The sequence below is a fragment of the Actinomycetospora sp. ABD4_176 genome (genome assembly GCF_056311855.1).
The window spans coordinates 4,348,623-4,372,416 of the sequence record NZ_CM149974.1; the positions used below are offsets into that span (position 1 = coordinate 4,348,623).

The 23,794-nt window shown below is 74.8% G+C and carries 24 protein-coding genes; 14 read left to right on the forward strand and 10 right to left on the reverse strand.

The genetic code is table 11. The annotated features are described in order from the left end of the window. Positions 1 to 33: 33 nt before the first annotated feature. Positions 34 to 825: a potassium channel family protein gene (locus ACYX4T_RS20990; RefSeq protein ID WP_476011206.1), complete on the forward strand. Its 792-nt coding sequence runs from the start codon at positions 34 to 36 to the stop codon at positions 823 to 825. 75 nt (positions 826 to 900) lie between these two features. On the opposite strand, the gene ACYX4T_RS20995 is transcribed toward ACYX4T_RS20990, so the two are convergent. The 4 genes from ACYX4T_RS20995 to ACYX4T_RS21010 are packed head-to-tail and all read right to left on the reverse strand — an operon-like array spanning position 901 to position 5,271. Then, entirely contained in the window at positions 901 to 1,872 is a 972-nt protein-coding gene (locus ACYX4T_RS20995; RefSeq protein ID WP_476015331.1) for a threonine aldolase family protein, read from the reverse strand. 41 nt (positions 1,873 to 1,913) lie between these two features. After that, on the reverse strand, positions 1,914 to 2,351 hold the full coding sequence (locus ACYX4T_RS21000; RefSeq protein ID WP_274235142.1) for a response regulator: 438 nt from the start codon (positions 2,349 to 2,351) through the stop codon (positions 1,914 to 1,916). After that, positions 2,348 to 4,036 carry a sensor histidine kinase gene (locus tag ACYX4T_RS21005; protein ID WP_476011207.1) on the reverse strand — a complete coding sequence of 563 codons (1,689 nt, stop codon included), beginning with the start codon at positions 4,034 to 4,036 and terminating at the stop codon, positions 2,348 to 2,350. Before ACYX4T_RS21005 ends, ACYX4T_RS21000 begins: the two co-directional genes overlap by 4 nt. A gap of 29 nt (positions 4,037 to 4,065) precedes the next feature. Then, the gene (locus ACYX4T_RS21010; protein WP_476011208.1) at positions 4,066 to 5,271 is read right to left on the reverse strand and encodes a PP2C family protein-serine/threonine phosphatase; all 1,206 of its coding nucleotides are present in this window, start codon (positions 5,269 to 5,271) and stop codon (positions 4,066 to 4,068) included. Positions 5,272 to 5,377: 106 nt separating this feature from the next. Between ACYX4T_RS21010 and purB the strand changes: the two genes are divergently transcribed. The 3 genes from purB to ACYX4T_RS21025 all read left to right on the forward strand — a co-directional run bounded on the left by purB (position 5,378) and on the right by ACYX4T_RS21025 (position 8,495). Further along, the gene (purB, locus tag ACYX4T_RS21015; protein ID WP_476011209.1) at positions 5,378 to 6,808 is read left to right on the forward strand and encodes an adenylosuccinate lyase; all 1,431 of its coding nucleotides are present in this window, start codon (positions 5,378 to 5,380) and stop codon (positions 6,806 to 6,808) included. Positions 6,809 to 6,819: 11 nt separating this feature from the next. Further along, complete coding sequence (locus tag ACYX4T_RS21020) at positions 6,820 to 7,719, forward strand: phosphoribosylaminoimidazolesuccinocarboxamide synthase (RefSeq protein ID WP_476011210.1); 900 nt, start codon at positions 6,820 to 6,822, stop codon at positions 7,717 to 7,719. A gap of 95 nt (positions 7,720 to 7,814) precedes the next feature. After that, the gene (locus ACYX4T_RS21025) at positions 7,815 to 8,495 is read left to right on the forward strand and encodes a DUF2334 domain-containing protein (RefSeq protein ID WP_476011211.1); all 681 of its coding nucleotides are present in this window, start codon (positions 7,815 to 7,817) and stop codon (positions 8,493 to 8,495) included. Between the two features lie 51 nt (positions 8,496 to 8,546). Here ACYX4T_RS21025 and ACYX4T_RS21030 read toward each other — a convergent pair whose 3' ends face one another. Beyond that, positions 8,547 to 9,179: an MBL fold metallo-hydrolase gene (locus ACYX4T_RS21030; protein WP_476011212.1), complete on the reverse strand. Its 633-nt coding sequence runs from the start codon at positions 9,177 to 9,179 to the stop codon at positions 8,547 to 8,549. A 42-nt stretch (positions 9,180 to 9,221) separates the two neighbouring features. On the opposite strand from ACYX4T_RS21030, the gene purS reads away from it, so the two are divergent. Together purS and purQ are read left to right on the forward strand one after the other, a co-directional pair. After that, positions 9,222 to 9,461 (forward strand): phosphoribosylformylglycinamidine synthase subunit PurS, encoded by a 240-nt coding sequence (purS, locus tag ACYX4T_RS21035; RefSeq protein WP_274235149.1) that lies wholly within the window; start codon positions 9,222 to 9,224, stop codon positions 9,459 to 9,461. Beyond that, positions 9,458 to 10,132: a phosphoribosylformylglycinamidine synthase subunit PurQ gene (gene purQ / locus ACYX4T_RS21040; RefSeq protein ID WP_476011213.1), complete on the forward strand. Its 675-nt coding sequence runs from the start codon at positions 9,458 to 9,460 to the stop codon at positions 10,130 to 10,132. Before purS ends, purQ begins: the two co-directional genes overlap by 4 nt. Here purQ and ACYX4T_RS21045 read toward each other — a convergent pair. Continuing rightward, positions 10,116 to 10,625 carry a hypothetical protein gene (locus ACYX4T_RS21045; RefSeq protein ID WP_476011214.1) on the reverse strand — a complete coding sequence of 170 codons (510 nt, stop codon included), beginning with the start codon at positions 10,623 to 10,625 and terminating at the stop codon, positions 10,116 to 10,118. The two genes, purQ and ACYX4T_RS21045, sit on opposite strands and share 17 nt — an antisense overlap. A 396-nt stretch (positions 10,626 to 11,021) precedes the next feature. Here ACYX4T_RS21045 and purL point away from each other — a divergent pair, with 396 nt between their 5' ends. Further along, positions 11,022 to 13,337 carry a phosphoribosylformylglycinamidine synthase subunit PurL gene (purL, locus tag ACYX4T_RS21050; protein WP_476015332.1) on the forward strand — a complete coding sequence of 772 codons (2,316 nt, stop codon included), beginning with the start codon at positions 11,022 to 11,024 and terminating at the stop codon, positions 13,335 to 13,337. Between the two features lie 60 nt (positions 13,338 to 13,397). On the opposite strand, the gene ACYX4T_RS21055 is transcribed toward purL, so the two are convergent. Further along, a complete protein-coding gene (locus ACYX4T_RS21055) occupies positions 13,398 to 14,096 on the reverse strand; it encodes an SGNH/GDSL hydrolase family protein (protein ID WP_476011215.1) in 699 nt (232 codons plus the stop codon). A 54-nt stretch (positions 14,097 to 14,150) separates the two neighbouring features. Between ACYX4T_RS21055 and ACYX4T_RS21060 the strand changes: the two genes are divergently transcribed. The 6 genes from ACYX4T_RS21060 to ACYX4T_RS21085 all read left to right on the forward strand — a co-directional run bounded on the left by ACYX4T_RS21060 (position 14,151) and on the right by ACYX4T_RS21085 (position 21,535). After that, on the forward strand, positions 14,151 to 14,552 hold the full coding sequence (locus ACYX4T_RS21060; RefSeq protein WP_476011216.1) for a sterol carrier family protein: 402 nt from the start codon (positions 14,151 to 14,153) through the stop codon (positions 14,550 to 14,552). A gap of 76 nt (positions 14,553 to 14,628) precedes the next feature. Continuing rightward, a complete protein-coding gene (locus ACYX4T_RS21065; RefSeq protein ID WP_476011217.1) occupies positions 14,629 to 15,435 on the forward strand; it encodes an SAM-dependent methyltransferase in 807 nt (268 codons plus the stop codon). After that, entirely contained in the window at positions 15,428 to 17,599 is a 2,172-nt protein-coding gene (locus ACYX4T_RS21070) for a putative bifunctional diguanylate cyclase/phosphodiesterase (protein WP_476011218.1), read from the forward strand. The genes ACYX4T_RS21065 and ACYX4T_RS21070 overlap by 8 nt, the downstream gene beginning before the upstream one ends. A gap of 162 nt (positions 17,600 to 17,761) precedes the next feature. Next, on the forward strand, positions 17,762 to 19,432 hold the full coding sequence (purF, locus tag ACYX4T_RS21075) for an amidophosphoribosyltransferase (RefSeq protein ID WP_476011219.1): 1,671 nt from the start codon (positions 17,762 to 17,764) through the stop codon (positions 19,430 to 19,432). Between the two features lie 46 nt (positions 19,433 to 19,478). Continuing rightward, positions 19,479 to 20,582: a phosphoribosylformylglycinamidine cyclo-ligase gene (gene purM, locus ACYX4T_RS21080; protein ID WP_476011220.1), complete on the forward strand. Its 1,104-nt coding sequence runs from the start codon at positions 19,479 to 19,481 to the stop codon at positions 20,580 to 20,582. A 66-nt stretch (positions 20,583 to 20,648) separates the two neighbouring features. Then, positions 20,649 to 21,535 (forward strand): IS5 family transposase gene (locus ACYX4T_RS21085; RefSeq protein WP_476015333.1). Its coding sequence is split into 2 segments (ribosomal slippage): positions 20,649 to 21,018 and positions 21,018 to 21,535, totalling 888 coding nucleotides; the frame shifts between segments, so codons are not numbered across the junction. On the opposite strand, the gene ACYX4T_RS21090 is transcribed toward ACYX4T_RS21085, so the two are convergent. Further along, positions 21,532 to 21,750: a hypervirulence associated TUDOR domain-containing protein gene (locus ACYX4T_RS21090; RefSeq protein WP_274235282.1), complete on the reverse strand. Its 219-nt coding sequence runs from the start codon at positions 21,748 to 21,750 to the stop codon at positions 21,532 to 21,534. The two genes, ACYX4T_RS21085 and ACYX4T_RS21090, sit on opposite strands and share 4 nt — an antisense overlap. Positions 21,751 to 21,881: 131 nt before the next feature. Beyond that, the gene (locus tag ACYX4T_RS21095) at positions 21,882 to 22,070 is read right to left on the reverse strand and encodes a DUF3073 domain-containing protein (protein ID WP_476011221.1); all 189 of its coding nucleotides are present in this window, start codon (positions 22,068 to 22,070) and stop codon (positions 21,882 to 21,884) included. Between the two features lie 137 nt (positions 22,071 to 22,207). Between ACYX4T_RS21095 and ACYX4T_RS21100 the strand changes: the two genes are divergently transcribed. After that, positions 22,208 to 23,113, forward strand: a complete 906-nt coding sequence (locus tag ACYX4T_RS21100) for a DUF8083 family protein (protein ID WP_476011222.1) — start codon at positions 22,208 to 22,210, stop codon at positions 23,111 to 23,113. Positions 23,114 to 23,176: 63 nt separating this feature from the next. Here the strand turns inward: ACYX4T_RS21100 and ACYX4T_RS21105 are convergent, their stop codons facing one another. Continuing rightward, on the reverse strand, positions 23,177 to 23,749 hold the full coding sequence (locus ACYX4T_RS21105; RefSeq protein ID WP_476011223.1) for an RsiG family protein: 573 nt from the start codon (positions 23,747 to 23,749) through the stop codon (positions 23,177 to 23,179). Between the last annotated feature and the right edge of the window lie 45 nt (positions 23,750 to 23,794).

Sequence of the window (23,794 nt, forward strand, 5' to 3'; positions counted from 1 at the left end):
GTCGGCGACGCCGGCGGGCTACTGTCCGTGCCCATGGAGCACGACGACGAACCGCGGCTGGAGGCCTGGGAGCGGCGCACCGACATCCCGCTGACCGTGCTGTCGGTGGTCTACCTGGTGCTCTACGCGGTGCAGGTGCTCGCGACGCGGCAGGGCCAGATCGTGTGGCAGGTCCTCGACACCGCCATGTGGGTCCTCTGGGGCGTCTACGTCGTCGACTACGTCGCGCGAGTCTCGCTGGCCCGGCGGCGGCTGCGGTTCATCGTCCGCCACCCCCTGGACCTGCTCATCGTCGCGGCACCGTTCCTCCGGTTCCTGCGCCTGCTGCGCCTGGTCGCGGCGGTCGCGACCCTCAACCGGGTCCTGCGCGACGACTTCCGCGGGCGCGTCGGCAGCTACCTCATCGTTACGGTGAGCCTGCTGTCGTTCGTCGCGGCGCTCGCCGTGTTCGAGGCGGAGCGCGACGCGCCCGACGCGTCGATCGTGACCTTCGGCGACGCGCTCTGGTGGGTGCTCACGACGATCACGACCGTCGGCTACGGCGATCTCTACCCGACGACGGTGCAGGGACGGCTGGTCGCCTCCGGTCTCATGATCGCCGGGATCGCCGTGCTCGGTACGGTCACCGCGGCGATCGCGACCTGGTTCCTGGAGCAGATCGGCGCCCGGGACGCCTCGGAGGCGGTGTCGTCGGCGGCCCCGCGCCGTGACCCCGCCGACGTCCGCCACGACGAGCTCCTCACCGAGCTGCGCGACCTGCGCCGCCGGCTCGACGTGCTGGAGAGCGCTCCCGACGGGGCGGAGTCGACCCGCGCGCCGAGCTGACGCGCGCCTCGGCGTGTCGCGCGGCCGAGGGTGTGGCGATCCTGGCCTTCATCGCCAGGGATGCCGCATCGCTCGTCAGGTGGTCGGGGCGGGGAGGGCGGCGGCGCGGTCGAGGGTGGCGGTGACGTCGTCGTCGGTGAGGTCGCGGTGGGTCACGAACCGCACGCCGGGGCCGAAGGGCACGGCGGCGACGTCGACCCCGGCCAGCGACGCCACGAGCGTGCCGGGGTCGGGTGTCGGCACGAGGACGATGTTCGTGTCCGGCGCGATCACCGGCCAGCCCAGCCCCTCCAGCCCCTCGGCGAGGCGGGCGGCGCGGGCGTGGTCGGCGGCGAGGTCGCCGGCCTGGTCGAGCGCCACGAGCCCCGCGGCGCCGACGACGCCGCCCTGGCGGATGCCGCCGCCGAGCATCTTGCGCAGCCGCCAGGCCCGGTCGACGAACGCCGCCGACCCGGCCACCACCGAGCCCATCGGCGCGCCCAGACCCTTGGACAGGCACACGGACACGGTGTCGACGCCCTCGGCCAGCGCGGCGGGCGCCACGCCGAGCGCCGCGGCCGCGTGCCAGATCCGCGCCCCGTCGAGGTGCACGGCCAGCCCGGCCTCGCGCGCCGCGGCGACCAGCGCGCGGTGCTCGTCGACCGGGGTCACCGCCCCACCGGCCCCGTTGTGCGTGTTCTCCAGGCACAGCAGGGTGGTGCGCAGCCCGAAGTAGGGCCCCGCGCCCCCGGCGGCCGCGGTCACCGCCGCCGGGGTCGGGCGTCCGGGCCCCGCGTCGTGCGCGAGCGGGGCCGGCATGCCGCCGGCGAGCCAGGCCGCGGTGCCCAGCTCGGCCTCGAGCACGTGCGCCCCGGTCGGCGCGAGGAACCTGTCACCGCGTGTCAGGTGCTCCATCAGCGCGATCGCGTTCGCCATGCACCCCGTCGGGGTCCACAGCGCCGCCTCGACGCCGAGCAGGTCGGCCACGCGTTCCTGCAGCGCCCCGAGGGTCGGGTCGCCGTCGAGGACGTCGTCGCCGACCTCGGCCGAGGCCATCGCGTCGCGCATCGCCGCCGACGGCCGCGTGACCGTGTCCGAGCGCAGATCGATCACCGCGGCAGCTTCACCACCGACACGAAGAAGTCGTCGATCTGGCGGATGACCTCGATGAACCGCTCGAAGTCGACCGGCTTGGCGACGTAGGCGTTGGCGTGGAGGTTGTAGCTGCGCAGGATGTCCTCCTCGGCCTGCGAGGTGGTCAGCACGACGACCGGGATGCTGCGCAGCGTCTCGTCGTTCTTGACCTCCTCCAGCACCTCGCGCCCGTCCTTCCGCGGCAGGTTGAGGTCGAGCAGGATCAGCCCGGGCCGCGGCGCGTCGCTGTACTCGCCCTCCCGGCGCAGGAACGACAGCGCCTCGACGCCGTCGGCGACGACGTGCAGCTGGTTGCGCAGCTTGTGGTGCTCGAACGCCTCCTGCGTCATGAGGACGTCACCGGGGTCGTCCTCGACGAGCAGCACGTCGATCTCGTGCAGGGGATCGGTCACGGGACGGCCTCCACGGGGCTCTCGGGCGCCGCGGCAGGGGTCGCGGCAGGGGTCGCGGCAGGGTTCGCGGCACGGGTCGCTGCGGTGGTCGTGCTGGACAGGACGGGCAGGGCGACGACGAACGTCGTGCCCGGACCCGGGTCGTCGTCCGCGCCGGGCTCGAGCCACATCGAGCCGTCGTGGCGCTCGACGATCTTGCGGCACATCGCCAGCCCGATCCCGGTGCCGGGGTAGGCGTCCTTGGCGTGCAGCCGCTGGAAGATGACGAAGATCCGGTCAGCGTACTCGGCGTCGATCCCGATGCCGTTGTCGCGGAACCGCAGCAGCCAGCGACCGTCGTCGTCCGGGTCGCGCTGCGCGTCGATCCGGACGTGCGGGGGCTCCTCGCCGCGGAACTTCAGCGAGTTGCCGAGCAGGTTCTGGAACACCGTGGTGAGCAGGGCCGGCTCCCCGAGCACCTGCGGGAGCTCGCCGCGCTCGACGGTCCCGCCCGACTCCTCGAGCGCCCGCGCCACGTTCTCGGTGGCCTGGTCGACGAGCTCGCCGAGATCCACCGGGCGCATCGGCTCGCCCTGCCTCCCGACGCGCGAGAACGCGAGCAGGTCGTTGATCAACACCTGCATGCGCTTGGCGCCGTCGGCGGCGAACTCGATGTACTGGTCGGCGCGCTCGTCGAGCTGGCCGGCGTAGCGGCGCTGCAGCAGCTGGCAGAAGCTCGCCACCTTGCGCAGCGGCTCCTGCAGGTCGTGCGAGGCGACGTAGGCGAACTGCTCGAGGTCGGAGTTCGAGCGCGCCAGGTCCCGGCTGCGGGCGTCGAGCTCCTGGCGCGCCTGCTCGGTGTCGGAGAGCTCGCGGACGATGAGCCGGCGCATCGCCTCCACGTCCTCGCCGAGCTGGGTGATCTCGCGCGGTCCGGCGGGCTCGACCTCGTGCTCGAGGTCCCCGTCGGCCACCTGGCGGACCTCCGCGGCGAGCCGGTGCGTCGGCACGACGACGACGCGGCGCAGCCACAGCAGCAGCCCGGCGATGCCGAGCGCGAGCCCGAGCAGGGTGACGGCGCCGACGACGGCGAGCATGGTGGCGGCGCCGTCGAGGTTGTCGCGGGCGTCGTTGCGCAGGGCCACGAGCCGCCCGCGCTGGACCTCGAGGGCGTCGCGCACCTCGTCGAACGCGGCCCGCCCCTGCTCCACCGACGGCGGCGCGCCGCCCTGCGCGATCGCGGCGACGGCGGGCTCGGCGTAGACCGCCCGCCAGCGTCCCAGGGCGTCCTCGACGGACCGGAGGTCCGCGAGGATGGCCGGATCCCCGCCGGCGGCGGCGCGCAGAGCCGCGAGCGCCTGCGCCTCGTCGGCGCGCCCGCGCTCGTAGGGCGCGAGGAAGTCCGGCGTCCGGGAGAGGGCGTAGCCGCGCACCCCGGTCTCCTGGTCGACGGTGGCCGCGTCGAGGCGCTGGGCGGCCAGGAGCGCCGGGTCGAGCCGGTCGATCAGCGCGGTCCGCCGCTCGTCCAGCGCGGACAGGGAGGCGGCGCCGACGACGGCGGCCGCGACGAGCAGGACCGCGATGAGGGCGCCGGTGACGACGAGGAGCCGCTTGAGCGACCAGCGCGCCAGCCCGGTCCGCCGCCGCCGGCGCGGCGGGACGAGGGGCGCGGGCCCCGTCGGGTCGGGCGTGGAGGTCTCGGTCATGGCTCCGGCCGCGTCGGTCGTCGGCGCGCTCACGTGTCCGACACCAGCAGCACGGCCGCGACGTCGTCGGGCCGGGCCGTCGACAGCGACCGCACGCGCTCCATCACGGCGTCCAGCATCGTCGCCGGGTCGTCCCGCCACGGCACCGGGCCCGCGGTGACCTCCCGCAGCAGCGCCTGCAGGCCGTCGGTCCACAGCACGTCGCCCGTCGCCTGGCGGCCCTCGATGAGCCCGTCGGTGTAGAGCAGCAGCGACCACTTGGGCGGGAGCTCGACGTCCAGCGACCGCCACGTCGTCCCGTTGCCGACGCCGAGCGGCAGGCCGAGCGCCTCGGTGGACAGCAGGCGGGTGTCGTCGCCCTCGCCGACCAGCGCGGGCGGCGGGTGGCCGGCCAGGCGCAGCGTCAGGCGCTGGCGCGTCGGGTCGACCGTCGCCGCGGCGAGCGTGGTGAACAGCGTCGGGTGGTTGCGCTCGCTGATGAGCAGCTCGTGCATCGTCGGCAGGACGCGGTCGGGGTCGATGCCCGACAGCACCAGCGTGCGCCATGCGATGCGCAGGCTGACCCCGAGCGCGGCCTCGTCGGGCCCGTGCCCGCAGACGTCGCCGATGACCGCGTGCAGCTGCCCGTCGCGGTCCTCGACGACGTCGTAGAAGTCGCCGCCGAGCAGCGTCTGCTCGGTGCCGGGCTCGTAGCGGGCGAGGATGCGCACCGCGGGGTCGTCGAGCAGCGGCGAGGGCAGCAGGCCGCGCTCGAGGCGCGAGTTCTCGTCGGCGCGCAGCTGGGCGTCGCGCAGGGCCCGGCGGACCCGGTCGCTGCGGCGGCGCTCGACGGCGTAGCGCACGGCGCGGGCGAGCGTCGGGCCGTCGACGGCGTCCTTGACCAGGTAGTCCTGCGCGCCGACCCCCACCGCGTCGGCGCCGAGCCGTTCGTCGCGCCGCCCCGTGAGGACGAGGACGGCGGGGCCGTCGGCGGCGAGCACGCGGCGCAGGCCCTCGAAACCGTGTGCGTCGGGGAGGGCCAGGTCGAGCAGCACGCAGTCCGGCCCGTCCGTCCCGTCGCCGTCGGCGCTGCCCCCGAGCACGGCCTCGGCGTCGGCGAGCGACGCGGCGCGCTCGAGCTCGACCGCGAGGTCGGCGTCAGCGAAGTGCTCGGTGACGAGGAGGGCGTCGGCGTCGTCGTCCTCCACGAGCAGCACCCGCAGCGGCGCGGACGCGTCCGGCTCCACCGGCTCCATGCGTCCTCCCTCCCTGCTCACGGGTCCCACGACCGTAGTCGCTCGCGCTTCCTCGACGGGGTCCGGCCGCCCCTCCTGCGCCGACCGTGCCCGTAGGCTCGGCCGAGTGAGTGCCCCGACGGTCCCGAACGTGCTCGCCGCCCGGTACGCCTCGCCCGAGCTGACCGCGCTGTGGTCGCCCGAGCGCAAGATCGTGCTCGAGCGCGAGCTGTGGATCGCCGTGTTCACCGCGCAGCGCGAGCTGGGCGTCGAGGTACCCGACGGCGTGCTGGAGGATTACCGCGCCGTCGTCGACCGCGTCGACCTGGCGTCCATCGCGGCCCGGGAGCGGGTGACCCGCCACGACGTCAAGGCGCGCATCGAGGAGTTCGACGCGCTCGCGGGCCACCAGCACGCCCACAAGGGCATGACCAGCCGCGACCTCACCGAGAACGTCGAGCAGCTCCAGATCCGCGACTCGCTGCGGCTCGTGGCGGACAAGACGGTCGCGGTGCTCGCGCGCCTGGCCCGGCGCGCCTCCGAGCACGCCGAGCTCGTCATGGCCGGGCGCAGCCACAACGTCGCCGCCCAGGCCACGACGCTGGGCAAGAGGTTCGCGAGCGCGGCCGACGAGACGCTCGTCGCGTACCGCCGGCTGGGCGAGCTGGTCGAGCGCTACCCGCTGCGGGGGATCAAGGGCCCGGTCGGCACCGCGCAGGACATGCTCGGGCTGCTCGGCGGGGACGTCGACAAGCTCGCCGCGCTCGAGCGCCGCGTCGCCGAGCACCTGGGCTTCACCGAGGTGCTCACCAGCGTCGGGCAGGTCTACCCCCGCTCGCTGGACCACGACGTGCTCTCCGCGCTCGTGCAGCTCGCCGCCGGGCCGTCGTCGCTGGCCACGACCATCCGGCTCATGGCCGGCCAGGAGCTGGTCACCGAGGGCTTCCGCGCCGGTCAGGTCGGCTCCAGCGCCATGCCGCACAAGATGAACACCCGCTCCTGCGAGCGCGTCAACGGCCTCGCGGTCGTGCTGCGCGGCAACGCGGCGATGGTCGCCGAGCTGGCCGGCGGGCAGTGGAACGAGGGCGACGTCTCCGACTCGGTCGTGCGCCGCGTCGCCCTGCCCGACGCGTTCTTCGCCGTCGACGGGCTGCTCGAGACGATCCTGACCGTCCTCGACGAGTTCGGCGCCTACCCGGCGGTGATCGCCCGCGAGCTCGACCGCTACCTGCCCTTCCTCGCGACGACGGCCGTGCTCATGGCCGCCGTGCGTGCCGGGGTGGGCCGCGAGACCGGGCACGAGATCGTCTCCGAGCACGCCCGCGCCGTCGCCCTCGACATGCGCGAGAAGGGCACCGAGGGCAACGACCTGCTCGCCCGCCTCGGCGGCGACGCCCGCCTCGGCCTCTCGTCGGCCGACCTCGACGCCGCCGTCGGCGACCCGCGCGCCTTCGTCGGGGCCGCCGGGACCCAGGTCGCCGAGATCACCCGGCAGGTGGACGCGATCGTCGCGCACCGGCCCGACGCGGCGGCGTACACGCCGGCCCCGATCCTCTAGCCTGCGCGGCCGTGGCGTCGCTCGGGGACTACTCACATCTCGCCTCCGGCAAGGTCCGGGACCTCTACGAGGTCGACGAGGAGACCCTGCTGCTCGTCGCGTCGGACCGGATCTCGGCCTTCGACCACGTCCTCGCCACGCCGATCCCCGACAAGGGCCGCGTGCTCACGGCCATGAGCGTGTTCTGGTTCGAGCTGCTCGGCGGGCCCGACGTCGCGAGCCCGCCGATCGCGCACCACCTCATCGCGGCGCGGGACGAGCGCATCCCCGACGAGGTGCGCGGCCGGGCGCTGCTCGTGCGCCGGCTGGAGATGATCCCGGTGGAGTGCGTCGCCCGCGGCTACCTCGCGGGCTCGGGCACCACCGACTACCGCCGCGACGGCGCGATCTGCGGCGTCCCGCTGCCCGACGGCCTCACCGAGGCCAGCGTGCTCCCGACGCCGATCTTCACGCCCGCGACGAAGGCCGCCCGGGGCGAGCACGACGAGAACGTCAGCTTCGAGGTCGTCGCGCAGACCGTCGGGCGCGACCTCGCCGGCGCGCTGCGCGACCAGACGCTCGCCGTGTACGCCCGCGGTGCCGCCTACGCCGCCTCGCGGGGCCTGATCCTCGCCGACACCAAGCTCGAGTTCGGGCGCTCCCCGGACGGCACGCTGGTGCTGGGCGACGAGGTGCTCACGCCGGACTCGTCGCGGTTCTGGCCGGCCGAGGGGTACGCGCCGGGCGCGGTGCAGCCGAGCTTCGACAAGCAGTACGTCCGCGAGTGGCTGACCTCGCCCGCCTCGGGCTGGGACCGGCACTCCGGCGAGGCGCCGCCGCCGCTGCCCGACGACGTCGTGGAGGCCACGCGGGCGCGCTACATCGAGGCGTACACGCGCCTGACCGGCCGGGAGTGGCCGCCCGCGATGTGACCGTGGGACGGGGGCGGACGGCCGTCGCCCGGCCGAGCCGCGGTGTTCACCCGGCGGTCGCCCGCCCGGCATCTCCGCCTGGCCTCATGGGTGGCGTGAGTCCCCGCCTGCTCGTCTCGGTCGCCGGTCTCGGGCCCGGCGCGCCGCTGGCCGCCGCCGTGGCGCTCGCGGACGCCCTCGACGCCCGTCGCGTACCCGTGACGTGGCTCGCCGGCCCGCGCCCGCACCCGGAGGTCGCGGCCTGGGCGACCGCGCGCCGCGGCCTCGGCGAGACCGTGCTGCTGCACGGCACGCATCCCGAGGTCGGGCCGGGCCGGCCCTACCGCCGCCTGCCCGCGCACGAGGCCGGCCTGCGGCTCGCCGCCGCCCTGCGCAGCCGCGACGCGCTCGGCCTCGCCGTCGACGGCTTCGCGGCGCCGGGCTGGGCCGCCTCGCCCGGCATGCGGAGCGCGCTCGCGACGGCCGGCATCGGCCTGCTCCTCGACGACGGCGGCGTGCACCGCCTGGGTCTCGGCGGCGCGCTCGTCACGTCGTGGGCGGGCCCCGTCGCCGGACCACAGCCGCGACGGGCCCGCCCGGCGCGCCGTCGCGTCGAGCCGGACCTCGTCCACCTCGCCCTGCCCGCGGGCCTCCCGCCCGGCACGGCCGGCGAGCTCGTCGACCGGGCCCTCGCCGCGGGCGCCACGCCGCTCGGCGCCGCCGAGCTGGTGCCGCGCCACGCCCCGCGCCCTCGCGGCGCCGCCGGCGACCCGGAGCACTGGTCGATCACCGCGTAGGTGCCCTGCGTGCTCGTGAGCACTTTCCGGGGCTATAGCCCCGGAAAGTGCTCACACGGCGAAAGCCACCCCACGGGGCGCGATCCGGACGTCGGTGCCCTCGGGGGCGAGGTTCGCGAAGAGGGTGTAGTGCAGGTCGGGGTTCGCCAGCACGGCCTCGTGGATCGGCACCGCGAGCGGCGGGGCGACCGCCCGCAGGTAGTCGACGGCCTCGGAGACCTTGAGCCACGGCGCGGCGGTCGGCAGCAGCAGCACGTCCGGGGTGCGGTCGGGCACGGTGAACGCGTCGCCGGGATGCAGGACGCTGTCGTCGATCCGGTAGCCGTTGTTGGCGATCCCCGGGATGTCGGGATGGATCACCGCGTGGTCGCCCCCGATCACCTCGATCTGCGCGCCGCCGACGGTGAACGTCTCGCCCGGCTCGCGGACGGTGTGGGCGATGTCGCGCTCGCGGAGCTGCTCGGCGGTGCCGGGGTCGACGACCAGCTCGGCGCCCGGGTTCTGGCCGAGGAGCGCCGGCAGCTTGTCCAGGTCGAGGTGGTCGACGTGCTGGTGGGTCACGAGGATCGCGGTGAGGCCCTCGAGGGTCTCGTAGCCCGACGAGAAGGCGCCGGGGTCGATGAGGATGCGCGCCGAGCCGGTGTCGGCGACCACGCACGCATGGCCGAGGTGCACGAGTTCCACGCCACCCGAGTTCCCCTCCGGCGCCCCGGTAACCTGGACGGCGTGGCTCGCGTGATCGTCGACGTGCTCCCGAAGGCCGAGATCCTCGACCCGCAGGGGCAGGCGGTGGCTCGCGCCATGGGCCGCCTCGGGGTCAGCGGGGTGGCCGACGTGCGGCAGGGCAAGCACTTCGAGCTCGAGGTCGACGACTCGGTCGACGACGCCGAGCTCGAGCGCATCGCCGGGTCGCTGCTGGCCAACCCCGTGATCGAGGAGTGGGTCGTGCGGAGGGTGCCGTCGTGAGCCGCATCGGGGTCATCACGTTCCCCGGGACGCTGGACGACGTCGACGCGGCGCGCGCCGTGCGCTATGCCGGCGCCGAGCCCGTGGCCCTGTGGCACGACGACGCCGACCTGCAGGGCGTCGACGCGGTGGTCGTGCCCGGCGGGTTCTCCTACGGCGACTACCTGCGGGCCGGCGCGATCGCCGCGCGCTCGCCGGTGATGGGCCCGGTCGTCGAGGCCGGCCGCGCGGGCATGCCCGTGCTCGGCATCTGCAACGGATTTCAGATCCTCTGCGAGGCGGGGCTGCTCCCGGGCGCGCTCGTCCGCAACCACGGGCTGCGCTTCGTGTGCCGCGAGGTGGGCCTGCGGGTGGAGGCCGAGACGGCGTGGACCTCGGGCTTCACCGTCGGCCAGGACATCCGGGTGCCGCTGAAGTCGGGCGAGGGCCGCTACGTCGCCGACGCCGTGACCCTCGACGCGCTCGAGGCCGAGGGGCGCGTGGTCTTCCGCTACACCGAGCCCGCGCCGAACGGCGCGCTGCGCGACATCGCCGGCATCAGCTCCGCCGACGGCCGCGTCGTCGGGCTCATGCCGCACCCCGAGCACGCCATCGACGTGCTGACGGGCCCGGGCACCGACGGCCTCGGCCTCTTCACCTCCGTGATCTCGCAGCTCACGGCAGCAGCGTGACGCGGAGCTCCCAGAGGTCGGCGTAGACGAGCAGCATCCGCCCGCCGAGGTGCAGCACGAGCCCGCGCATCTCGTCGGGCCGGTCGACGTGGGTGAGCAGGCGCGACACGTCCTCGACGGCCTCGCCCACGACCTCGTCGAACGGCGCCTCCACCGACACGTCGTGGCCGCCCGGCTCGCTCGGCTGGGCCGCCGGCAGCAGGGGTACGACCGTGTCTCCGCGGGCACCGGGGGCCAGCGCGAGCACGACGACGCCGCCGGAGCCGTCGTCGACCAGGAACTCGAGCATCCCCGCGGCCGCGTCGACGTGCGGGAGGACGCTCTGCGGGACGCGGCCGGCGAGCTCGAGGGCGTGGCGTCGGACCCCGAGCAGCTCCCGGTCGAGCACCAGCGGGAGCTGCGCGAGGACGTCGCCGGCACCCGGCGTGGACGCCGAGGCGGCGTCGTCGCCGGTCGCGGTGCCGGTCGCCGAGGAGACGGAGGCGGTGGTCATGGCTCCATGATGTATCGAGGGTCCGACACTCCCGGGTATTGGCCGACACGCCAACGCCGTGTCGCGGCGAAATGACCCTACGGAACCATGAACGGCCATCCGATCGAGCGAACAGCGCAGAACGCTCCCGCGAGTGGTGGTGCACACGGTGGGCGTGTGGCGTATGGCGGTCGATGGAGTCGGTGACGTGACGACGGGTGGGTTTGTCGACCGCACGTCGTGGGTAGCGGCGCGCTCACCGCGCGCGACCACCCGCTGCCGGTCCGCTGCGGCCCTGCGCACGGCCCCGACGGCCACCCGCGCGGGGCGCCTACCCTCGTCGGGGTGACCGTCCCCCAGGGTCCGGCCCCCGTCGATCCCCGTCCCGTCGACGCCCTCGCGGCCGATCCGACCCCCGTGCAGTCCTCCCCGCCCGCGCCCTCGTCGGCCCCGCCCGTCGACACCGTCGAGCGCGCCGCCACCACGCCCGAGGAGGCCCAGCCCCACGCGGCGCTCGGCCTGCGCGACGAGGAGTACGCGCGCATCCGGGACATCCTCGGGCGCCGCCCCACCGAGGCCGAGCTGGCCATGTACTCGGTGATGTGGTCGGAGCACTGCTCCTACAAGTCGTCGAAGGTCCACCTGCGCCGGTTCGGCGAGACCACCACCGAGGCCATGCGGGCGCGGCTGCTCGCCGGCATCGGGGAGAACGCGGGCGTGGTGGACGTCGGCGACGGGTGGGCCGTCACCTTCAAGATCGAGTCGCACAACCACCCGTCCTACGTCGAGCCGCACCAGGGCGCGGCCACCGGCGTCGGCGGGATCGTCCGCGACATCATGGCCATGGGCGCGCGGCCGGTCGCGGTGATGGACGGGCTGCGGGTCGGCCCGCTCGACGCCCCGGACACCGCGCGGGTCCTGCCCGGCGTCGTCTCCGGCGTCGGCTTCTACGGCAACTGCCTGGGCCTGCCCAACATCGGCGGCGAGGTCGTCTTCGACCCCACCTACGCCGGCAACCCCCTGGTCAACGCCCTGTGCGTCGGGGTGCTGCGCCACGAGGACCTGCACCTCGCCTTCGCGTCGGGCACCGGCAACAAGATCGTGCTGTTCGGCGCCCGCACCGGACTCGACGGCATCGGCGGCGTGTCGGTGCTGGCCTCCGAGACGTTCGACGCCGCGGACCCCACCCAGGCGCCGAGCCGCAAGAAGCTCCCGAGCGTGCAGGTCGGCGACCCGTTCGCCGAGAAGGTCCTCATCGAGTGCTGCCTCGAGCTGTTCGGGGCCGGGCTGGTCGTCGGCATCCAGGACCTCGGCGGCGCCGGGCTGTCCTGCGCGACCTCCGAGCTCGCCAGCGCCGGCGACGGCGGCATGCACGTCGACCTCGACGCCGTCCCCCTGCGCGCCGCGGACATGACCGCCGCCGAGATCCTCTCCAGCGAGTCGCAGGAGCGGATGTGCGCGGTCGTGACCCCGGAGAACGTCGACGCGTTCATGGCGGTCTGCCGGCGCTGGGACGTCACGGCGACCGTGATCGGCGAGGTCACCGACGGCGACCGCCTGCGCATCACCCACCACGGCGCGACCGTCGTCGACGTGCCCCCGCGCACCGTCGCCCACGACGGCCCGGTCTACGAGCGGCCCTACGCCCGCCCACCGTGGCAGGACGCGCTGCAGGCCGACACCGTCGCCGGGCGCCCGCGGCCCTCGGCGCCCGGCGAGATCGCCGAGCAGATCCGCGCCCTCGTCGCCTCGCCCGCCCTGGCCTCGCGCGCCTGGGTCACCGAGCAGTACGACCGCTACGTGCGCGGCAACACCACGTCCGCGACCCCGGCCGACGCGGGCGTGGTGCGCGTCGACGAGGAGACCGGGCGCGGGGTGGCGATCTCCGTCGACGCCAACGGACGCTTCTGCCAGCTCGACCCGCGGGCGGGCGCGCAGCTGGCCCTCGCCGAATCGGTGCGCAACGTCGCGTCCTCGGGCGCGGTGCCGGTGGCGGTCACCGACTGCCTGAACTTCGGCTCGCCCGAGGACCCGGCGGTGATGTGGCAGTTCGCCGAGGCCGTCGCCGGCCTGGCCGAGGGCTGCGCGGCGCTGGGGCTGCCGGTGACCGGCGGCAACGTCAGCTTCTACAACCAGACCGGCAGCACGGCGATCCTGCCGACGCCGGTGGTCGGGGTGCTGGGCATCCTCTCCGACGTCACGCGGGCGGTGCCGCACGGTCTCGGGTCCGAGGGTCACGCGGTGTGGCTGCTCGGCGAGACCCGCGACGAGCTCGACGGCTCGGCCTGGGCGGGCGTCGTGCACGACCACCTGGGCGGGCGGCCCCCGCAGGTCGACCTGGCCGCGGAGGCCCGGCTCGCCGCGCTCGTGGCCGGCGCCGCGTCCGAGGGCCTGCTCTCCGGGGCGCACGACCTCTCCGACGGCGGGCTCGCGCAGGCGCTCGTGGAGGCCGCGCTGGGCACCGGGCGGGGAGCGCGGGTCGCGCTGCCGTCGGGCCCGCGGGGTCTCGACGCCGCCACCGTGCTGTTCTCCGAGTCGGGCGCGCGAATGCTGGTCACCGTGGCCCCGGGCGACGAGGCCGACCTCGCCCGCCGCTGCGCCGACGCCGGCCAGCCGGCGGCGCGGCTCGGCGAGGTCGGCGGGGACGCGGTCGCGATCGAGGGGGTCGACGACCTCCCGCTCGCCGAGCTCCGGTCGCTGTGGGAGGCGACCCTGCCGGCGGCGCTGGACTGACCGGGATCGCAGCGAACGCGCTGCTCGCTGCTTCTAGCGCAGCGAACAGCGCGTTCGCTGCTACCGGGTGGGCGAGGAAAGCGCGGCCACGAAGGCGCGCCCGTAGCGCCGGTAGCCGCGGCCGTTGGGGTGGGCGAGGTCGGGTCCGCTGTCGAGCAGACGGTTGATGTCGTGCGTCGCCGCCTCGAGCGCGACGGGGCGCAGGCGCGGGTGGGCGGCGATCACCTCGCGCGCGGCCGCCGACAGGACCCGGCCGCGCCGCTGCACCACGCCGCGCTGGAGGTCGGGGACGTCGGCGACGAGCGCGCCCGCCGGCAGCGCCGCGCACAGCGCGTCGAGGTCGCGGCGGAAGTCCTCGACCGGCGTGTCCTGCGCGGCGTCGTTGGTGCCGACCGCGACCGCGACCACGGCGTCCGGGCCGTCCCAGCCGTCGGGCACCGCCGGCAGCTGCCCGGCGAGCACGTCGGCCACGGTCGCCCCGACGACGCCGAGGTTCACCACCCGCACCCGGACGCCCTGGCGCGCCTCGATCGCATCGGCCAGCCGCCCGGCCCAGGAGCGCTCCGGGTGCACGGCGCCCAGGCCCTGGGCGAGCGAGTCGCCGAGCGCCACGAGCAGCACGTCGCCCGGGCTGCGCCGGCGGCGGCGCCAGTAGGCCGCGTGGTCGGTCTCCATGGTCGTCGCGATCCACAGGCGGCGGGCCTGCCAGGCGACGAGGCCGAGCACGCCGGAGAGGACGATCAAGCGGGCGCGCGGCACCCGGTCACGCTAGCCGCACGGCGCCCGCGGTCGCGGCAACTACCCTGGACGACCGTGCCGAAGCGAGCCCCCGACCCCGCACAGGTGCGCGAGGACCTGCTCGCGGTCGCCGGCTGGGTCCGCGACCCCGATGGTCACGAGCGCCCGGCGCGCCCGCTGCTCGCCGCCGCGGTCCGGTCGTCGCTGCGCACCCTGGAGCACACCGCGCCCGGCCACAGCGTCGAGGTCCGCGTGCCGCCGTTCGGCGCGGTGCAGTGCGTCGAGGGGCCCCGCCACACCCGCGGCAGCCCGCCCAACGTCGTCGAGACCGACGCCGCGACGTGGCTGGGGCTCGCCCTCGGGGTGCTCACGTGGGACGCCGCCGCCGACCGCGTGTCGGCGTCGGGCCACCGCGCGGCGGAGATCGCGCGATGGCTCCCGGTGGTGGACATTCATCGAACGTGTGAGAACAGCTGATCCGTCCCGGTTGCGCCCGTACGATGACCATCACCGGACGGTGACGGACCGGCGGGTGGATGCGGAGGGAGGCCGGGTGCAGCGGCCGAGCTGGGCTCCCGACGAGGTCGACATCGATCGGCCCAGCGCCGCCCGGGTCTACGACCACTACCTCGGTGGTCTCCACAACTTCGCGGTCGACCGGGCGATGGCCGCCCGCGCCGTCGCGGACTGGCCCGAGCTGCCGCGCATCATGCAGGCCAACCGGGCGTTCCTGCGCCGGGCGGTGCGCCACCTCGCGGCGCAGGGCATCGACCAGTTCCTCGACATCGGGTCGGGCATCCCGACCGTCGGCAACGTCCACGAGGTCGCCCAGGCGGCCGACCCCGACGCGCGCGTGGTGTACGTCGACATCGACCCCGTGGCCGTCGCCCACTCGCGGGCGATCCTCGCCGACGACCCGCGCACCGGCGTCGTCCAGGCCGACTTCAGCGACGTGGCCACGATCCTCGACGACCCCGTGACGCGCTCGCTGCTCGACCTGTCCCGGCCGGTCGGCGTGCTCGTGGTGGCGCTGCTGCACTTCGTGGGCGACGAGCGCCGCCCCGCCGAGGTCCTCGCGCGCTACCGCGAGGCCATGGCGCCGGGCAGCTTCCTCGTCGTCAGCCACGCCAGCGCCGACGGGGCGCCGGATCGCGCCGGCGAGCACCAGTCGCTCTACCGGCGCACCGCGACGCCGATGACGATGCGCTCGCGCGACGAGGTGGCCGCCCTGCTCGACGGGTTCACGCTCGAGGAGCCCGGCCTCGTGTTCCTGCCCGAGTGGCGTCCCGACGACCCGGCCGCGGCACCCGCGCACCCCGAACGCTTCACCGGCTACGCCGCCGTGGGTCGTCGTGACTGAGCCCGGGGCGCCCGTGGACGACGACGGTCCCGACGACCCCGTCGACGCGCTGGCCGCGGCCTGGGCCGCCGAGGTCGAGGGCACCAGCTACGTCCCGATGGCCGCCGACGAGCTGCAGGCGCACCTGCGCGCGCTCGCCGGGCTCGTCGTCGACGGCGTCCTGGCCGACCCGCCGCGGCCCGAGGTCGGCGCCGAGGTCGGCCGCCGCCTCGTCGCCGCCCACTTCACCGGTCCGGCGACCCTCGAGCGCACCGTGCTGCTGCTCGCCCGCCGGGTGCCCGCGGTCTGGGGCGCCGCGGTCCTGCCCGCCGTGACGTCGCTCACCGGGACGCTCGCCGCCGGCTACGCCGAGGCGCTGCGCGACCGCACGCTCGACGAGCAGGAGGCGATACGGCGCGCGGTGCTCGCCGCGCGCCACCACACCGAGAAGGCGCTGCACGCGAGCGAGGCCCGGTTCCGCGCCATGTTCCACGAGGCCGCGATCGGCATCGGCCTCGGCGACATGGAGGGCCGGATCATCGAGGTCAACCCGGCCATGACGCGGATGTTCGGGCACACCGCCGACGAGTTCTCGCGCCTGACCGTCGGCGACCTCACCCACCCCGACGACGCGCCGTCGGTGTGGCGGCTCTACGAGCGGCTGCTGCGCGGGGAGATCGACAACTTCCGCCTCGAGAAGCGCTTCTTCCGGCGCACGGGCGAGGAGATCGTCGGGCACCTGACGCTGTCGCTGGTGCGCGACGGGGAGGGCCGCCCCGCCTACCAGCTCGCGATGCTCGAGGACGCCACCGAACGGCACCGTCTGCAGGAGCACCTGGCCTACCAGGCCTACCACGACCCGCTGACCACGCTGGCCAACCGCACGCGGTTCACCGAGCGCCTCGAGCGCGTCTTCGCCGAGGCCGGGCCGGATCCGGACCGCCGCGTCGGCGTCTGCTTCCTCGACCTGGACGGCTTCAAGACCATCAACGACAGCCTCGGTCACGGTGTCGGCGACACCATGCTCCAGGAGGTGGCCCGCCGGCTCGCCGCGTGCGTCACCGACGGCGAGCTGGTCGCCCGCACCGGCGGTGACGAGTTCGTCGTGCTGGTCGAGGACTCCCACGGTGTCGACCGTCTCGTCGAGCTCGCCGACCGGCTCCTCGCCGCCCTCGCGACGCCGCTGCGCCTGGCCGGCCAGGAGCTCGTGGTCGGCGCGAGCATCGGGGTCGTGGAGCAGGCGGTCACCGAGACCACGGCGTCGGAGCTGATGCGCGCCGCGGACATCACGCTCTACACGGCGAAGAACGAGGGCCGGGGACGCTGGGCCGTCCACGACCCGTCGCGCGACGAGGCCGAGACCGCGCGGTTCACGCTGTCGGCGGCGCTGCCGTCGGCGGTGGCGCACGACGAGTTCTTCGTGCTCTACCAGCCGCTGGTGTCCCTCGCCGACCAGCGCGTCCGCGGGGTCGAGGCGCTCGTGCGCTGGCAGCACCCGCGGCTCGGCGTGCTGTCGCCGCAACTGTTCATCGGGCCGGCCGAGGAGACCGGGATCATCGTGGCGCTGGGCCGCCAGGTGCTCGAGCACGCCTGCCGCGACGCCCGCGCCTGGTACGAGGAGTTCGGCCCCGCCGCGCCGTTCGTCAGCGTCAACGTGGCGCCGCGCCAGCTCCAGGAACCGGGCCTCGTGGCCGAGGTCGCGGCGCTGCTCGACCGCACCGGGCTGCCGTCGGACCGCCTGCAGGTCGAGCTCACCGAGCGCGCGCTGACCATCGACGAGGGTGCCCCGCTCAAGGCCCTCGACGGGCTGCGCGCCATGGGCGTGCGCATCGCCGTCGACGACTTCGGCACCGGCTACTCCAACCTCTCCTACCTGCGCAAACTCCCCGTCGACGTCATCAAGCTCGACGGGTCGTTCGGCGAGGGGCTGCGCGAGGAGGAGCTGTCCGACGAGGTCGACGAGCGCATCGTCGGCACCCTCGTCGCGCTCGGGCACGCCCTCGACCTCACCGTCACCGCGGAGGGCGTCGAGACCGCCGCGCAGGCCGCGCGGCTGCGCACCCTCGGGTGCGACGAGGGGCAGGGGTGGCTGTTCGCGCCCGCGCTGCCCTCGGCGGACATCGCCCGCATCCTGCGCCGGGGCACCCCGCTCGGGCCCCGGCCCGGAGACCTGCTCGGCGCCTGACCCGGGCCCGTCCGGAGTCGATCTCCGGTCCGATCTCCCGGCCCGACGAGGGGGACCCGCGTCACGGCGCGTCCGGCCCCGAGCGGCCCTACGGGCCCGGAGGGGCGCGTAGGCTGGCCAGCGGCACGACTCGTGGCACACCGTCGACAAGGAGCCGTCCCGGTGGACCCAGCCGGAAACGACCCTCGACCTACGTCACCCACTCCCTCTCCCGAGCCCCCGCCCGCGCCGCCCGCGGTCGACGAGGGGCCCAAGGAGGAGTGCGGGGTCTTCGGCGTGTGGGCGCCCGGCGAGGAGGTCTCGAAGCTCACCTACTTCGGGCTCTTCGCGCTGCAGCACCGCGGTCAGGAGGCCGCCGGGATGGCGGTCAGCGACGGCCGGCAGATCGTGGTCTTCAAGGACCTCGGGCTGGTCAGCCAGGTCTTCGACGAGCAGTCGCTGTCCTCGCTGCGCGGCCACCTCGCGGTCGGCCACACCCGCTACTCCACCACGGGCTCGCCGACGTGGGAGAACGCCCAGCCGACGTTCCGCACCACCGCGGCCGGCACGGGCCTCGCCCTCGGCCACAACGGCAACCTGGTCAACACCGCCGAGCTGGTCCGCCGCCGCGACACGGCGGCCGGTGCCGGCCAGCACGGCAACGGGCACCAGGGCAACGGCGCCGGCAACCGCCGTCCCCGCTCCGCCCTGGACGGGGCGACCACCGACTCGGACGTCGTCACCGGCCTGCTCGCCGACTCGGCCGCCGACCTCGGGGTCGAGGAGGCGGCGCTGCGCCTGCTGCCCGACCTCCAGGGCGCCTTCAGCCTCGTGTTCTGCGACGAGACCACGCTCTACGCCGCCCGCGACCGCCACGGGGTCCGCCCGCTGGTGCTCGGCCGGCTCGACCGCGGCTGGGTCGCGGCCTCGGAGACCGCGGCGCTCGACATCGTCGGCGCCTCGTTCGTGCGCGAGGTGGAACCCGGCGAGCTCATCGCCATCGACGCCGAGGGCCTGCGCAGCTCCCGCTTCGCCGCGCCGGAGCCCAAGGGCTGCATCTTCGAGTACGTCTACCTCGCCCGGCCCGACACCACGATCGCCGGCCGCGGGGTGCACTCCGCGCGCGTCGAGATCGGCCGGCGGCTCGCCCGCGAGCACCCGGCCGAGGCCGACCTCGTCATCCCGGTGCCCGAGTCGGGCACGCCCGCCGCGATCGGCTACGCCGAGGCGTCGGGCATCCCGTACGGCCAGGGCCTGGTCAAGAACGCCTACGTGGGCCGGACGTTCATCCAGCCCTCGCAGACCATCCGCCAGCTGGGCATCCGGCTCAAGCTCAACCCGTTGCGCGAGGTCATCCGGGGCAAGCGCCTCGTCGTCGTCGACGACTCCATCGTCCGCGGCAACACCCAGCGCTCGCTGGTGCGGATGCTGCGCGAGGCCGGCGCGGTCGAGGTGCACGTGCGAATCGCGAGCCCGCCGGTGCGCTGGCCCTGCTTCTACGGCATCGATTTCGCCTCGCGGGCCGAGCTCATCGCCAACGGCCTCGACGACGAGGGCGTGCGCCGCTCGGTCGGCGCCGACAGCCTGGGCTACATCTCGCAGGAGGGCCTCGTCGCGGCTACCGACCAGCCGCGCTCGCGGCTGTGCACGGCGTGCTTCTCCGGCGAGTACCCGATCGCACTGCCCGAGGACGCGATGGTCGGCAAGCACCTGCTCGAGGACGTCACGGGCGCGAGCTGCGGCGACGGCGGGGACGCCGGCGGACCGGTGGTGCACGCCGGCCGGGTGAACGCTGGCGGCCTGCCGCTGGGGAGCCCGGGATACGGTGCCGAGGACGCCCTGAGCCGTCCCTGACCGTCCCGCACCGCCGCCGACCCCCGTCCCGCGAGGAACCCCACCGATGACCGACGCCTCCGCCGAGCCCGGCGGCCCGCACGCCAGCTACGCCGCGGCCGGGGTGGACGTGGAGGCCGGGGAGCGCGCGGTCGACCGGCTCAAGCCGCTCGCGAAGTCGACGTCGCGCGCCGAGGTGCTCGGCGGCATCGGTGGGTTCGCCGGGCTGTTCGCGCTGCGCACCGGCAAGTACCGCGAGCCGGTGCTGGCCGCGTCCACCGACGGCGTCGGCACCAAGCTCGCCGTCGCGCAGGCCGCCGACCGGCACGACACCGTGGGCCGCGACCTCGTGGCGATGGTCGTCGACGACCTCGTCGTGTGCGGGGCCGAGCCACTGTTCCTCCAGGACTACCTGGCGATCGGGAAGCTCGTCCCGGAGAAGGTCGAGAAGATCGTCTCGGGCGTCGCCGAGGGCTGCCGGCTCGCGGGCTGCGCCCTCCTGGGCGGGGAGACCGCCGAGCACCCCGGCGTCATGGAGCCCCACCACTACGACATCTCCGCCACCGGCGTCGGCGTCGTCGAGGCCGACGCGATGCTCGGGCCCGACCGCGTGCGGCCCGGCGACACCGTCGTCGCGATGGCGTCGTCGGGCCTGCACTCCAACGGCTACTCGCTGGCGCGCCAGGTGCTGCTCGAGATCGGGCGGATGTCGCTCGACGGCCACGTCGAGGAGTTCGGGCGGACCCTGGGCGACGAGCTCCTCGAGCCCACCCGCATCTACGCCCGCGACTGCCTCGCCGTCGCCGCCGAGACCGACGTCCGCACGTTCGCGCACGTCACCGGCGGTGGGCTGTGCGCCAACCTCGCCCGCGTCCTGCCGGCGGGCCTGACCGCCGAGCTCGACCGCACGACGTGGACCCCGGCACCGGTGTTCAAGCTGATCGCCGCGCGGGGCCGCGTGACCCGCGAGGAGATGGAGCGGACCTTTAACATGGGCGTCGGCATGGTCGTCGTCCTGCCGCCCGAGGACGTCGACCGGGCCATGGCGGTGCTCACCGCCAAGCACGTGCCGTCGTGGGTGCTGGGCGAGGTGCGCGCGACCACCGAGGCGGACGAGGCGCCCGCCGACGCCGGCCATGCGGTTCTGCGCGGCGACCACCCCCGCTTCTGACCGGCGGGGCGACTAGGGCGTGTCCTGCGGATCATGTGAGGGGTTGTCGGTGAAGATCTTCTCGTGGTGGGGCGAGGAGAGCTGACCGACGCGGCGTGGGCGCGGATCGAACCGCTGCTGCCCGCGGCCGGTGGCCGCGGGGGACGTTGGCGTGAGCACCGCCAGGTGGTGAACGCAATCCTGTGGAAGCTGCGGACCGGGGCGCCGTGGCGCGACTTGCCCGAGCGCTACGGGCCCTGGAAGACCGCCCATGAACGCCTGCGGAAATGGACCGCGGACGGCACCTGGGACCGCATCCTCGAGCACGTGATCGTCAAGGACGACGCCGTCGGCGCCGTGGAGTGGACCTTCAGTGTCGACTCCAGCTCGGTGCGGGCCCACCAGCACGCGGCTGGAGCCCGGAAAAAGGGGGCTGCAGTGCCGCTGTCGAAGCCCTCGCCGTCGACGGGGAACACCTCGGACGATCCCGCGGCGGACTGACCAGCAAGATTCACCTCGCCGTCGACGGGCGCGGGCTGCCGATGAGCTGTGTGCTCGGAGCCGGCCAAGGCGGAGACAACCCGCAACTGCTGCCGCTGCTCGACCAGGTCAGCGTGCACCGCGACGGACCCGGCCGACCCCGGCAACGTCCCGCCCGAGTGGTGGCCGACAAGGCCTACTCCCACCCCTCGACCCGCGACGCGCTGCGCGCTCGCGGAATCAGTTTCACCTGCCCCGAGCGCCGCGACCAGATCGCCCACCGCAAGAGCAAAGGAACCCGCGGCGGCCGCCCACCAGCCTTCGACCAGGCGATCTACGCCGGACGCAACGTCGTCGAGCGATGCTTCAACCGCCTCAAGCAGTTCCGCGACCTCGCCACCCGCTACGCCAAACGCTCCGCCTACTACCGAGCCGAGATCACCATCGCCGCCATCGTCCTATGGCTACGAGAAGATCCACGGGACAGGCCCTAGTCGGGCATCAGCTCGGAGTGGAGCTTGAGCACCGTCTGGCCGTTGGACTGCTCGAGGACGTAGGCGGGGTTGTCCTCGGAACCGTTGCGGGTCTGCTTCTTGCCGTCGATCTGACGCTCGACCCGCTCGGTGTGCACTTCCTTCACCGAGGCCTCGGCCTGGCCGTTGCCCCAGTTCCACTTGACGTCGTCACCCTTGTTGAACGTCTTCGCCACGATCGCTCCTCGCGCGGGGTCGCTCGGGGTGAGCGACCGGTGCGCGCGGTTACCCGCCCGGAAGACGACCAAGCGTGCTCGTCCCCGGGCGGGTCGACCGTGTCAGCGGGCGGATCGACGGCGAGCGGGCGTCACCGCTCGTCGTAGCTGTACTCGCCCCAGCGTGCGTCGACCTGGTCGTCCTCGTCGGAACGGGCGGCGAAACGGTCGTCGCCGCTGCCCAGTTCACGCTGCAGAGCATCGAAGTCCGTGTTCGGGGAGCTGTACTTGAGCTCTCGGGCCACCTTCGTCTGCTTGGCCTTGGCTCGTCCGCGTCCCATGGCTGGACCCCCTCGCACAGGGCGGGGGCGGCCGGAGCATCTCCGGCGGCCCCCTGAAATCTGAGGTAACTCTCGTGTTCCCGACAATACCGTGTGTCCGATCGGGGTCGCGACGTGACATGGCACGATCGGCGCCCGTGCCCGCCCCCTTCGTCTGCTACCTGCGCGTCTACGAGCCGCTCGGGGCGCTGGCCGGACCGTTGGCCCAGCGGGTGCGGGCCGGACTGGCTCGTGGAGCCGTCCCGGTGGCCGATGCGGGGCGGCGTGATCGCGAGGTGTGTCTTCGGGCACAGTTGGGCGTCCCGCCGCGGCTGCTGCCCGGCGAGCGGATCGACGGCACCGCCATCGAGTCCCCCGCCGACGTCCTGCTCGCGGACGGCCCGGGCGGGGCCGCGGGTCAGGAGCCGGTGGGGCCGCAGACGCTCGTCTGCCCGCTGGAGACCCGGCCGCGGGCGGCGGCCGCGCTCGTCGGCTTCCTGTCCAGCGAGACCCCGGTGCTGCGCACGGCCGCGCTGACCGCCGAGGAGTCGGTGGTGCGCTCGCGCGCGGAGGCGGTCGTCGCGGAGCTCGGCGACTCGGCCACCCACATCGTCTCGGCGACCTGGACGGTGCCGCTGCCGTGGTTCGCGCTGGTCGAGCCCGCCGAGCGGATCCTCGTCCTGCCCAGCGACGACGCCGTCACCGCGCCCGAGGCGCCGGCCCGGCGCTGCTACTGGCGCGTCCCGATGGCCGACGCGCTGGCCCGCGCCGACGCCGGTGCCGACCTGCTCGCCGACACCCTCGGGGACGACGGCCCGTCCGACGTCCTGCGCGACACCGCCCGCTGGCTGCGCCACTTCGACCCGGGCTCGCTCGTCGAGCTGGACTACGGCGGGATCGTGGCGCTGCTCGACGACCAGACCCTCGCCGCCGACACCTCCGCGGAGGACGTCGCCGAGGCGCTCGAGGCGCTCCGGGCCGGTGACGCCGAGCGGGCGATGGCGAGCTACCGGCGGCTGCGCGACTTCTGGGCCGGCATCGCCGTCCACCAGCGCGCGAACTAGGTGCGGCTCCGCCGCTCGTGAGCACTTTCCGGTGCTATAGCACCGGAAAGTGCTCACATGCCGTCAGGCGCCCTCGCGCTCGCGGCGCAGCAGGTCGTCCACCGACGCCGAGCCGTCGCGGTAGCGGCGGCCCATCTCGTCGTTGCAGGCGTCCATGACCTGCTGCACGCGCCCGCGGTGCTCCGAGACCGACGCCTCCTCCTGCGCGTAGGCCTCGGCCGCGGCGGTGAGGTCGTCCTCGGAGAGGGTGGCGACGTCGGACAGGCCCGTGTCGGCGAGGAGCGCCTCGACGTGCCGGCGGTGCGACTCGGCCCGGGAGGGCTGGACGGTGTGGTGACGCCCGCGGCCCGCGGCCGGGCCGAGCGCGTTGTCGGCGAGGATGCGGGGCAGCTCGTCGACCAGCGACGGACCGTCCTCGCCCCGGGCCTCCGCCTCGCGCCGGCGCCGCTCGAACCGGACGATGTCCATCCGCGCGTGCAGCAGGCGCCGCAGGTAGGACAGGTCGGTCTCCTCCTGGGCGGCGTCGTCGCGCTTGGCGCGGACGTCGTCCATCGGGCAGGTCGCCAGGTCCGCGAGGAAGGCGGGGTCGAGCACGCGGTCGAGGCGTCGACGGCCACCCTGCCGGAACTCGATCATGTGGTCATGGTGCGCGCCGCGACGGGGCGGTGTCATCCCGCGTCC